This window comes from Streptomyces sp. JL2001 (assembly GCF_050917515.1).
GTDB lineage: Bacteria > Actinomycetota > Actinomycetes > Streptomycetales > Streptomycetaceae > Streptomyces.
In genome coordinates this window covers 1,642,463-1,654,080 of the sequence record NZ_CP169421.1, presented here as the reverse complement: position 1 = coordinate 1,654,080, position 11,618 = coordinate 1,642,463, and the positions used below count along the sequence as shown (strand labels likewise).

Here is an 11,618-nt window from a genome sequence, read left to right as displayed (position 1 = left end):
TGCGTCGTTCTCGGTTGCGGCGAGTCGGGGGTGTCAGGCGCCGCCCGGCTCGGTGAGCAGCGGATAGACGCCGTTCTCGTCGTGGTCCTCGCGGCCGGTGACGGGCGGGTTGAAGACGCACAGGCAGCGGAAGTCCTGCTCGACCTTCAGCGTGTGGCGCTCGTGCCCGTCGAGCAGGTACATCGTTCCCGGCGTGATCGTGTAGGTCCGGCCGGTCTCGTGGTCGGTCAGCTCGGCCCTGCCGGCGGTGCAGACGACGGCCTCGACGTGGTTCGCGTACCACATGGCTGTCTCGGTGCCGGCGTAGAGCACCGTCTCGTGGAGGGAGAAGCCGACCCGCTCGCGGGCGAGGACGATGCGCTTGCTCTCCCAGGTGCCGGAGGCGGACCGCACGTGCCGCTCGGTGTTCTCCAGCTCGTCGAAGGAACGGACGATCATGAGGGGGCCTTTCGTCGTACGGGGTTCAGGCGGTGTGGCGGTCGGCGACGTGCCGGACGGAGCGGGCCAGGACGCCCAGCCCCTCGTCGAGCTCGTCGTCCGTCACGGTCAGCGGCGGCAGCAGCTTGACCACCTCGCCGCGCGGGCCGGAGGTCTCCAGGAGCAGGCCGAGCTCGAAGGCCCGGCGGCAGACGGCCTCGGCCCGGTCGCCGTCGGCGAACTCCAGGCCCCACACCAGGCCCCGTCCACGGACCGCGACGCCCGTGCGGTCGTCGTCGCCGCACAGGTCGAGCAGGGCGCTCTCGACGCGGCCGGCCCGGCCCAGGGTGCGCTCGCGCAGCGCCGCGTCGCTCCAGTAGGTGTCGAGGGCGGTCGTGGCGGTGACGAAGGCCGGGTTGTTGCCGCGGAAGGTGCCGTTGTGCTCGCCCGGCTGCCACACGTCCAGCTCCGGACGGAAGAGGCAGAGCGCCATGGGCAGCCCGTATCCGCTGATGGACTTCGACAGGGTGACGATGTCGGGCGTGATGCCCGCCTCCTCGAAGGAGAAGAAGTCGCCGGTGCGGCCACAGCCCATCTGCACGTCGTCGACGATGAGGAGCATGTCGCGGCGGCGGCACACGTCCGCGAGCTTGCGCAGCCACTCGGCCCGGGCCACGTTGACCCCGCCCTCGCCCTGCACCGTCTCGACGATCACGGCCGCCGGGTGGTCGAGGCCGGAGCCCGGGTCCTCCAGGAGCCGCTCGAACCAGACGAAGTCCTCCACCTGGCCGCCGAGGTAGTGGTCGAACGGCATCTGGGCGGTGTGGGTGAGCGGGACGCCCGCGCCGGCGCGCTTGGCCGCGTTGCCGGTGACGGCGAGCGAGCCGAGCGACATGCCGTGGAACGCGTTCGTGAACGAGACGACGGTCTTGCGCCCGGTGACCTTGCGGGCGAGCTTGAGCGCCGCCTCCACCGCGTTGGTGCCCGTGGGGCCGGGGAACATCACCTTGTAGGGCAGGGCGCGGGGCTCCAGGACCGTCGTCCGGAAGGCCTCCAGGAAGTCCCGTTTGGCGGTCGTCGACATGTCGAGTCCGTGGGTGATGCCGTCGCCCGCGAGGTAGTCGAGGAGCGCCCGCTTCAGGACCGGGTTGTTGTGGCCGTAGTTCAGGGAGCCCGCCCCGGCGAAGAAGTCGAGGAAGGGGCGCCCGTGCTCGTCGTAGAGCCGGCTGCCGCTGGCGCGCTCGAAGACCACGGGCCAGGCGCGGCAGTAGCTGCGGACCTCCGATTCGACGGTCTCGAAGACGGTCGGGGGGGTCACGGTGAGGGTCACGTGTTCTCCAGTGGTTCTCGTCTGTGCTGTCGTCGTGTGCCCGGAAGGTGGCTGGTCAAGCCGGTGCGGCGTGAGCCGGGCGGAGGGTCAGGCCGCCGGGCGGTCGATGCGGTAGAGCACCTCGGGCTCGTGCCCGGCGTCGTCGGCCGTCGCGGGGAACGCGGAGGCGGGGAAGAGGACCTCCCGCGTCAGGTCCGCGCCGTGGCGGCGCGCGTAGGAGCGGAAGAGCTGGTCGGACGCCCGGTTGTCCGGGGTGATCGTCGTCTCGATCCGGCTCAGCCCGTACGCCTCCTCGACCCGCGCCGAGAGCGCGTCGAGCAGGGCGCTCGCCACGCCGTGCCCGCGCAGGGAGTCGTCGACGGCCACCTGCCAGACGAACAGCGCCCCCGGCTCCTCGGGGCGGAGGTAGCCGGTCACGAATCCCACCGGTCGTCCGGAGGCGTCCCGGGCGACCACCGAGGTGTCGGTGAAGTCGCGGCACCACAGCAGATAGCTGTAGGGCGAGTTGACGTCCAGGGCCTGGGAGTCCTTCGCGAGCCGCCACAGTTCGCTGCCGTCGGCCATCTCCGGCCGGTCGATGCGTACGCCCTCGGGCAGGGCCGAGGCGTGGTCCCGAAGGCTTTCCCGTTCCGCTTGAGCAGTGGTCATGGGCGCCGAAGCTACCGATCAAGACCGAGAACTTCCTGGCGCCAGGGGGTTACGCGACAGGGATCGGTGTGGTAACCAAATCGCTGGTTTCGAACGGCGAAAGGGGGTGCGGGACACGCACTCCAGGGCGACGGAGGGTCACAGAAGGGGACAAACCCTCCGACTGTAACGAGGAGATAACGCCTTTGCAGAAGGCCATATTTGACGGGTGAATGTTATTGCATCGTCGGGCATTCGCGGGTTTCGGCATGGGTGCAGCGGTAAGAAGACGCGTGCGCGGGGCACGGCCTCCCGGGACTGGTTCCGGCGTCTCCCCGGACTGGTTCCGGCGTGACCTCCGGGCCGGTGGGCGAGGTTCCGGTCACCGGTCCGCACCCTCGTCCCGCTCTCCTGCCCCTCCGTGCCCCTGCCGCCTCCGGAGGTCGCGGCGTCACTCTCTGAACACAGGTGCGATCCGCCCGTCGTCGACGCCGGAAGCCGTGTCCCGCAAGGCATCGGCTCGCTGCCTGCCGGCCTTTACCTCCTCCTTGTCCATGGCATAGCCTCGTGCAACCGATCACACTGCGGTGAAGGGAACGCGGCCTCCGTGCCGCGACGACGCGCACGCGTCCGCCGGACGCCGCGCACGCCCCCCACGCGGTCGTTATCCGTTACCTCAGAGCAAGAGAAGGCGGTCGCCGATGTCCGGCACTCAGGACGAGGCCCTTACGGCAGGGACAGAGTCCTCCGACTACACCAAGCGCCTCGCCCGCCTGGAGAACTCGGGAATCAAGCGGCTTCTGCCGACCCAGGCCCCGTACCGGTGGAACCTGAAGCGCCTCGGTCTGGGCCGTGTGCTGGACGTCGGGTGCGGCATCGGCCGCAACCTGCTGAACTGCGGACCCGACAGCGTCGGCGTCGACCACAACGCCACGTCCGTCCAGACGTGCCGTGAGCGGGGGCTCACCGCCTACACCTCCGAGGAGCTCTTCGAGGCGCCCGACTGCGGCCCCGGCTCCTTCGACAGCCTCCTGTGCGCCCACGTCCTGGAGCACATGGACGAGGCGCTGGGGAACTCGGTCCTGGAGCAGTACCTGCCCCTGGTGAAGCCGGGCGGCAACGTGGTCCTCATCTGTCCCCAGGAGGCCGGCTACAAGACGGACGCCACCCACGTCCGCTTCGTCGACTTCGACGGGCTGCGCGGCCACGCGGAGAAGATCGGCCTGACCGTCGACCGCACCTACTCGTTCCCCTTCCCGCGGAACGTCGGCAAGGTCTTCCCGTACAACGAGTTCATCCTGGTCGGAAAGGTCCCGGCCGCACAGGGCTGACCCTTCTCCGCACGCCCGGGCGCCCGGCGCCGGTCACCGCTCCTCGGCGAGAGGGGCGAGTGCCGCGCCGGGCGCTTGTGCGTGGGGGGGCTGGGGTCTTGGGGGCCTGGCGCTTGGGGGGGTGGGGGGCCTGGCTCTTGGGGCTGGGGCTCTTGCCGGCTTCTGGTGGTTGGCCGCCCTCTCTCCGAGTGTGGCAGCCGGGTCCGTGCCCTCAAGGGCGCTCCTTCGTCGCGTCGCTGCGCGATGGCCTTCGGCCACCCTTGACCGCCCGGCCCCGGCTGCCTTTTCACACTCGGAGGGCGGCCGGGGAGGGGCATCCGCTCCGGGGCCCGGTCCCTCTCGGGCGCCGTCGGCGTCCGACAGCTTTCGGGGTGGCTTCCCGCACCCATTGAATGGGGTGACGCGGCGGCGCTTAGCGTCGATCCGTCGTGTCTTGGCGGAGCTTCATGCCCCGCTGGTCATTCTCGGTGGGGGGTGCAGCCGAATCCGGAGCCGTCATCGCCGGCTCGGGTCAGGGGCACGGGTCGCACGGGGCGGCGGGCCGTACGGATCCCATCCGCCTCACCCATCCCATCGCCGACCCGGGATGGACTGCTCAATGACGCTACGGCGTACATTAAGCCCGCCGAGAGTCCGATATGCCCGTGAAGTTCCTTATCCCGTCCCTGTTACCGCAAGTAATGTACGCGCTAGCGTCATCCGGGGAGAGGGATGGAACCCCCGCCGCCGAAGACGGGCCGGACTGGATGGGGCCGGCTTGAGACGTCACCCTTCCATGTCCTCCTCGGATAAGGGATCACCCACCACCGGGAATGACCAGCGGGGCATGAATCCCAGCCGGAATCGAGCGGCATCCGCTAAGCCATGCCCGACCGCCCCATTCAATGGGTGCGGGAAGCCACCCCCGGGCCGACGGCCGCCGACGGCGCCCGAGAGGGACCGGGCCCCGGAGCGGATGCCCCCTCCCCGGGCCGCCCTCCGAGTGTGAAAAGGCGGGTGGAGGCGACGGGTCAAGGGTGGCCGAAGGCCATCGCGCAGCGACGCGACGAAGGAGCGCCCTTGATGCGGCGCCGTAACCCGCCACACTCGGAGAGAGGGCGGCCAACCACCAGAAGCCACCGAGGTACCCGCCCCCCGCCCCCCCGGCGAACTCGCGTTACCGGCGGGTACTGACAGCGACGTTACGCTCCAGTAGGGTTCGCGGCAGACTCAGGGGAGGGGCTGCCGTGACCGCAGTCGCAGACACCGGACTGACCGGACAGGCAAGGCAGTTGGCCGAGGGGGTCGTCGACTCCGTCACGCTCGTCCGGGCCGCGCTCGACCGGATCGAAGACACCCGGACCACACTCAACGCCTTCCGCTGCACCCGCCCCGAGGCCGCCCTCGCGGAGGCCGCGGAAGCCGACCGGCGGCTCGCCGCGGGGGAGCGGCTTCCGCTGCTCGGCGTCCCCCTCGCCGTCAAGGACGACACCGACGTCGCCGGTCTGCCCACCCGCTTCGGCTGCGCCGGCGACATCCCCGAGGCCGAAGGCGACGGCGAGGCCGTACGCCGGCTGCGGGCCGCCGGCGCGGTGATCGTCGGTAAGACGAACTCCTGCGAACTGGGCCAGTGGCCGTTCACCGAGGGCCCCGCCTTCGGCGCCACCCGCAACCCGTGGAACACCGATCACACCCCCGGCGGGTCGTCCGGCGGCTCCGCCGCCGCCGTCGCCGCCGGACTCGTCCCGGCCGCCCTCGGCTCCGACGGTGCCGGGTCCATCCGGATCCCGGCCGCATGGACCCATCTCGTCGGCATCAAGCCGCAGCGCGGCCGGGTCTCCGTCCACCCCTACGACGACTGCTTCCAGGGCCTCACCGTGAACGGCCCCCTCGCCCGTACGGTCGGTGACGCGGCCCTGCTGCTCGACGCCGTCGCCGGGTCCCACCCGGGCGACCGCTTCCAGCCGTCCGCGATCGACGCTCGGCCGCCGCGCGCCGGGAGCCGGGACGCCTGCGGATCGCCCTCGCCTGGAAATCCCCCTTCACCGCCACGTACAACCCGCTCGACGCGGGCATCCGGCGGGCCGTCACCGAGCTCGCGGAGGCACTGGCCCGGCTCGGCCACACGGTGGAGGAGGCGCGGCCGCGCTACGGACTCATCGGACTCAGCTTCCTGCCGCGCGCGACGGCCGGGATCGCCGAGTACGCCGACCGGCACCCCGACCCCGCCCTGCTCGACCCGCGGACCCTCGGCGCGACCCGCACCGGACGCCGGCTCGGCGGCCGGATCCTGCGCGCGGCGCGCGCCCGGGAGGCCCACCAGCACCGTCGGATCGGCGCCTTCTTCGACGCGTACGACGTCCTGCTCGCGCCCACGACAGCCGCCCCGCCGCCGCGGATCGGCACCTTCGACGCGATGCCGGGCTGGCGCACCGACCTGACGATGGCGGCCGCCTGCCCCTACGCCTGGCCGTGGAACGTGCTCGGCTGGCCGGGTGTGAACGTACCCGCCGGATTCCTGTCCGACGGCCTCCCGGTCGGCGCCCAGCTGCTCGGACCGGCGGGCAGCGAACCGCTGCTGATCTCGCTCGCGGCCCAACTGGAGGACGACCGCCGCTGGTTCGAGCACCGCCCGCCGGACCCCCGGCAGGAGCGGCAGGCCACCCCCTAGAGGTCGGCGTCCGGCGCCCAGCCGGGAGCATGCCGGGCGACGGCGGCGTCCCAGGCGGCCGGGCCTCCGGGCAGGGGCCAGGCCCGGGTGAGGTAGGGCGTGCCGGCGATCTCCCGCAACTCGTCCGCCAGCCGGCGCCCCTGGTGCGCGATCCGGTTCGCGGCGAGCGGCCCGTCGAGCGCGGCGATCCGGTACTCGTACTCCCTGACCGGCCCCTCGGAGAGCAGGGACGTCCACCGTTCGTCCTGCTTCCGGGACAGTGTCAGGACGTGCGGACGGCCGCCCTCGGCGAGCGCCGCGGCCAGCCGGTCGTGACCGTCCAGGACGACCGGGGAGTTCAGACCGCTGATCCACCAGACGAGCACGGGCGGGAGCACCCCCTCGCGGTACTGGCGGCGGAACGCCCTCACCCGTGGAGCGTCGGGCCGCGACAGCGCGCGCAGGGGCAGCAGGTCCCGCGCGTCCTCGTCAGGGTCGCCGTAGCCGAACCAGGTCAGGTGGCCCCGGTCGGGGTCGTGCGCGGCGAGCTTGGGCCAGTTGCAGTCCGCGAACCAGCGGGAGCGTTCCGGGCCGAGGTTCCAGTCCCCCTCGTGGAGTGGTCCGCCGGCCGCCTCCCGCAGGCGGGACGCGGCGTGCGCCGCCCAGCGCCCGCTCCACTCCCGGGAACCCGGCGTCGCGAACTCCGCGTGAGCGCGGGCCTCTTCGGCGCGCAGAGGCGGCAGTGGGGACACGTACAGGCCGGTACGGGCGTAGTGCACCCCGCGGTGCGTGGCGCGGGGGCGGGCGAAGAGGACGGGGACGTCGCCCTGGAGCAGGACCAGCCGCCGCCCGTCGGCGCTCTCCATCCTCAACCCCGGCTTCACCGGCCGCTCGACGTGCATGCGTCGATCGTACGGGCGCCCCTCCTCGGTGTCCCGGGCCGCCCGGGCCTGCGCGACCGGGACACCGGCGCCCGCACGGCCCGCGGTTCCCGGCGCCTCGCCCGGTCCGCCCGGACGGCCCTCAGGGCACCCTCGCCGTCCACTCCCGCGTGCCGAACTTGGCCGCGGCCAGCTCCTTCGCCCGCGCCTTCTCCTCCTCCGTGACCCGGCCCTCGGTCAGGCCGTAGCGGTCCCGGAAGGAGCCGATCATCCGCTCGATGACCGCCTCGCGCGGCAGTCCGGTCTGCCGGCGCAGCGGATCCACCCGCTTCTTCGCGCTCGACGTGCCCTTGTCGGAGAGCTTCTCGCGGCCGATCCGCAGCACCTCCGTCATCTTGTCGGCGTCGATGTCGTACGCCATCGTCACGTGGTGCAGCACCGCGCCCTCGCCCGCGACCATCCGCTTCTGCGCGGCGCCCGCGATCTTGCCGGCGTCGGTGGCGATGTCGTTGAGCGGTTGGTACCAGGCCTTCACCCCCATGTCGCCGAGCGCGCCGAGCACCCAGTCGTCGAGGTAGGCGTAGCTGTCGGTGAAGGACAGGCCCTGCACGAGGGCGTCGGGCACGGAGAGGGAGTACGTGATGGTGTTGCCCGGTTCGATGAACATGGCGCCGCCACCGGAGATCCGGCGGACCACCTCGATGCCGTGCCGTTCGGCCGCCTCCGGGTCCACCTCGTTGCGCAGCGACTGGAAGCTGCCGATCACCACGGCCGGCGCGCCCCACTCCCAGACCCGCAGGGTCGGCGGGCGCCGGCCGGCCGCGACCTCGGCGGTCAGGACCTCGTCGAGCGCCATGTGCAGGGCGGGCGCCTGGGGCGGCTCGTGGATCAACTGCCAGGCGTAGTCGGTCCAGTCGGTGGCGTGCGCCAGGGCCCGGCGGACGGCCACCCCGATCCCCTCCGTGGTGAGCCCGAACATCTCCGTGCCCGGCGGCAGGGCCGCGTCGATCCGGGCCGCGAGGCCCGACGCGTCCGTGTCTGCCGGGGCGCCCTCCAGCGCGCGGTCGATGGCTTGGATCGCCTCGTCCGGCTCCAGGAAGAAGTCGCCCGCGACCCGGACGTCGCGCAGGACGCCGTCCCGTGTGTCGAGGTCGACGACGACCAGCTTTCCGCCGGGCACCTTGTACTCGCCGTGCACGAACCCTCCCGGGAGCGACGACCGGACCGGGACGACGGGATCGCGACGGCCCGGATCTCAGGGTGAACTCGGCCAAAGCGTACTCCGTGGGGAAACAGTGGGTTACGACACGGACTCCCGGAATGTCAGCGGGCCGTGCTTAGCTGGACGCATGATCGAAGACTTCCTTGACCACGTCCTGGCCGGTGGCACGACCGAGGTGGAGGAGGCGGTCCGCAAGGCGGCCGCCGCCGAGATCATGCCTCGCTTCCGGCAGCTCGCCGCGCACGAGATCGTCGAGAAGAACGGCCCGCACGACCTGGTCACCGTCGCCGACCGGGCCGCCGAGGCCCATCTGACCGCGTCGCTCACCGCGCTGCTGCCGGGGTCCGTGGTGGTCGGCGAGGAGGCCGTGCACGCCGACCCCGAGGTCTATGCCGCGCTCCGGGGCGACGCCCCGGTCTGGATCGTCGACCCGGTCGACGGCACACGGCAGTTCGTGCGCGGCGAGCCGGACTTCTGCACCCTGGTCGCGCTCGCGCTCCGCGGCGAACTCCTCGCCTCCTGGACGTTCGCCCCGGCACGCGAGGAGATGGCCGTCGCGGTCCGCGGGCGCGGGGCCACGCTCAACGGCCGCCCCATACGCTCCGGGTCGCCGTCATCCTCGGCGACCCTGGAGGTCGCCACCTCGCACCCCGACTACACCACCCCGGACCAGAAGGCCGCCCTGCTCGGGCTGCGGGCCGACGGGGTCCGTCCCCGGCCGTGCGGCTCCGCCGGTCTGGAGTACCTCGCCATCGCCCGCGGCGAGCTCGACGCCACGGCCTTCTCCTGGGAGTACGCCTGGGACCACGCCGCCGGCCTGCTCCTGGTGACCGAGGCGGGCGGGACGCACACGACGGTGGCGGGCGAACCGTTCCGGATCACCGGGGGCAACGCGCTGCCGTTCACCGCGGCCCGCGACACGGCCACGGGCGACCGGATCCGGACACTGCTGCGGGGCCGATAAAGGCCGTCGGAGGACAGGAATATCCTGAGAGCCCTGGCCATCGGCTGACGAAGGAGTCCGAAGGTGCCGTCGATGCTCGATGCCGTCGTCGTGGGGGCGGGACCCAACGGGCTCACCGCCGCTGTGGAGTTGGCCCGCCGGGGCTTCTCCGTGGCCGTGTTCGAGGCCAAGTCCACGGTCGGTGGCGGTGCCAGGACCGAGGAGCTGACCCTCCCCGGCTTCCGGCACGATCCCTGTTCCGCCGTGCACCCGCTGGGCGTCGGCTCGCCCGTCTTCAAGACCATGCCGCTGGACCGGTACGGCCTGGAGTGGCTGCACCCCCGGCTGCCCATGGCCCACCCCTGGGACGACGGGACGGCCGCCGTGCTGTCCCGGTCCGTCGCCGAGACCGCCGCCTCCTTCGGACCGCGTGACGCGGGCACGTACCGGCGGCTGGTGGCCCCCTACCTCGGCAAGTGGGACACGCTCGTACGGGACTTCATGTCCCTGCCGCTCACCGCCCTGCCCCGCGACCCGGTCACGCTCGCCCGCTTCGGCCTCGACGGCCTGCAGCCGTCGACCTGGCTGCTGCGCCGCTTCCAGGACGACAAGGCGCGCGCCCTGTTCGCCGGGCTGGTCGGCCATGTCATCGCCCCGCTGGGCGGGTTCGCCACGACGGCGGTGGGCATGGTGTTCGCGCTCGCCGCGCACGAGGGCGGCTGGCCGCTGCCCCGCGGCGGCTCCCAGTCCATCGCGGACGCCCTCACCGCGTACCTGAAGGACCTGGGCGGCGCCGTCCACACCGACTACGAGGTCAAGCGGCTCGACGACCTGCCCCCGGCGCGCGCCTACGTCTTCGACACCTCGCCCACCGCCCTCGCCCGGATCGCCGGCTTCGGCGGCTACTACGACGCCTACCGCTACGGCGCCAGCGTCTTCAAGATCGACTACGCGCTGGACGGTCCTGTCCCCTGGAAGGCGGAGGAGCCGCGCCGGGCGGGCACCGTCCAGATCGGTCCCTCCAGCGGCGAGATCGCCACCGCGCTGGACCAGGCGTCCTCCGGTACGGCTCCGGAGACGCCCTTCCTCATCACCGCCCAGCCCAGCCTCGTCGACGATTCCCGCGCACCCGAGGGCAAGCACGTCTTCTGGGCGTACGGGCACGTGCCCAACGGCTGGGAGGGCGACCTCACCGAGCCGGTGGAGCGCCAGATCGAGCGCTTCGCCCCCGGCTTCCGCGACCGGGTCCTCGCCCGCGCGACCGCCGGACCGCCCGAGCTCGCCGCCCGCAACGCGAACTACGTCGGCGGCGACATCGCCTGCGGTGCCGCCCGCGGCCTCCAGCTGGTCCTGCGGCCCAAGCTGTCCCTCTTCCCCTACGGCACCCCGCATCCCGCGGTCTTCCTCTGCTCCTCCGCCACCCCGCCGGGGCCGGGTGTCCACGGCATGTCCGGGCACAACGCGGCCAAGGCGGTCTGGCGGCGGCTGCGCGCGGCCCGCCGTTGACGCGGAGCCGCGGGGTCCGGGACCGGCGGGGGCCTGCGGCGAGGGGTCCGAAAAGGGTCGGCGGCGCCGGTGGGTGCGGCGCGATGATGGACGTATGACACATCCGACGAAGATCACGCTGGTCCGCGGGGACATCACCGAGCAGCACGTCGACGCCGTGGTGAACGCGGCGAACTCCTCGCTGCTCGGGGGCGGCGGGGTCGACGGGGCGATCCACCGCAAGGGCGGCCCGGCCGTCCTGGAGGACTGCCGCAGGCTGCGCGCCGGACACTACGGCGGCGGCCTGCCGACCGGGCAGGCGGTCGCCACCACGGCGGGCCGCCTGGACGCCCGCTGGGTCGTCCACACCGTCGGTCCCGTCTGGTCCCGCGAGGAGGACCGCTCCGCGCTGCTCGCCTCCTGCTACCGCGAGTCGCTCCGCGTCGCCGACGGGCTCGGGGCGCGGACGGTGGCCTTCCCGGCGATCTCGACCGGCGTCTACGGCTGGCCGATGGACGACGGCGCCCGGATCGCGCTGGAGACGGTGCGGGCGACGGAGACAGCGGTCGAGGAGGTCCGCTTCGTCCTCTTCGACGAGCCCGCCTACGCGGCGTTCGCCGCGCGGCTGGACTGACCTTCACGGAGCGCGGCCGCTGGACCGACCTTCACGGAGCGCGGCCCGCGCCCCCGCGCCCGCCCGCGCCCCCGCGCCGGCCCGCGGCCCGGGGCGTGCGGCGCCCCCGCGAGTGCCGT

Annotated in this window: 9 protein-coding genes and 1 pseudogene; 5 read left to right on the top strand and 5 right to left on the bottom strand. The window is 72.9% G+C overall.

Features of this window, described 5'->3' with window-relative positions; translation table 11 throughout:
- Positions 1 to 33: 33 nt before the first annotated feature.
- From ACE1OA_RS07135 to ectA, 3 genes are all read right to left on the bottom strand, one after another.
- The gene (locus tag ACE1OA_RS07135) at positions 34 to 438 is read right to left on the bottom strand and encodes an ectoine synthase (RefSeq protein ID WP_356607286.1); all 405 of its coding nucleotides are present in this window, start codon (positions 436 to 438) and stop codon (positions 34 to 36) included.
- Positions 439 to 463: 25 nt separating this feature from the next.
- Entirely contained in the window at positions 464 to 1,747 is a 1,284-nt protein-coding gene (gene ectB / locus ACE1OA_RS07130) for a diaminobutyrate--2-oxoglutarate transaminase (protein ID WP_356775636.1), read from the bottom strand.
- 87 nt (positions 1,748 to 1,834) lie between these two features.
- Positions 1,835 to 2,395, bottom strand: coding sequence for a diaminobutyrate acetyltransferase (gene ectA / locus ACE1OA_RS07125; protein WP_356607282.1), 561 nt, complete (start codon positions 2,393 to 2,395; stop codon positions 1,835 to 1,837).
- A gap of 680 nt (positions 2,396 to 3,075) precedes the next feature.
- Here ectA and ACE1OA_RS07120 point away from each other — a divergent pair.
- Together ACE1OA_RS07120 and ACE1OA_RS07115 are read left to right on the top strand one after the other, a co-directional pair.
- Positions 3,076 to 3,705 (top strand): class I SAM-dependent methyltransferase, encoded by a 630-nt coding sequence (locus ACE1OA_RS07120; RefSeq protein WP_356775638.1) that lies wholly within the window; start codon positions 3,076 to 3,078, stop codon positions 3,703 to 3,705.
- Positions 3,706 to 4,931: 1,226 nt separating this feature from the next.
- A pseudogene (locus ACE1OA_RS07115) lies at positions 4,932 to 6,355 on the top strand (amidase).
- Here ACE1OA_RS07115 and ACE1OA_RS07110 read toward each other — a convergent pair.
- On the bottom strand, positions 6,352 to 7,236 hold the full coding sequence (locus tag ACE1OA_RS07110) for a hypothetical protein (protein WP_432752490.1): 885 nt from the start codon (positions 7,234 to 7,236) through the stop codon (positions 6,352 to 6,354). The pseudogene ACE1OA_RS07115 and the gene ACE1OA_RS07110 sit on opposite strands and share 4 nt — an antisense overlap.
- Positions 7,237 to 7,357: 121 nt before the next feature.
- Positions 7,358 to 8,413: a lipoate--protein ligase family protein gene (locus ACE1OA_RS07105; protein ID WP_356608765.1), complete on the bottom strand. Its 1,056-nt coding sequence runs from the start codon at positions 8,411 to 8,413 to the stop codon at positions 7,358 to 7,360.
- 151 nt (positions 8,414 to 8,564) lie between these two features.
- Here ACE1OA_RS07105 and ACE1OA_RS07100 point away from each other — a divergent pair, with 151 nt between their 5' ends.
- From ACE1OA_RS07100 to ACE1OA_RS07090, 3 genes are all read left to right on the top strand, one after another.
- On the top strand, positions 8,565 to 9,401 hold the full coding sequence (locus ACE1OA_RS07100) for an inositol monophosphatase family protein (RefSeq protein WP_356775644.1): 837 nt from the start codon (positions 8,565 to 8,567) through the stop codon (positions 9,399 to 9,401).
- 63 nt (positions 9,402 to 9,464) lie between these two features.
- Positions 9,465 to 10,886 carry a phytoene desaturase family protein gene (locus ACE1OA_RS07095; protein ID WP_432752489.1) on the top strand — a complete coding sequence of 474 codons (1,422 nt, stop codon included), beginning with the start codon at positions 9,465 to 9,467 and terminating at the stop codon, positions 10,884 to 10,886.
- A 94-nt stretch (positions 10,887 to 10,980) separates the two neighbouring features.
- Positions 10,981 to 11,499, top strand: a complete 519-nt coding sequence (locus ACE1OA_RS07090) for an O-acetyl-ADP-ribose deacetylase (RefSeq protein ID WP_384870601.1) — start codon at positions 10,981 to 10,983, stop codon at positions 11,497 to 11,499.
- Positions 11,500 to 11,618 lie beyond the last annotated feature (119 nt).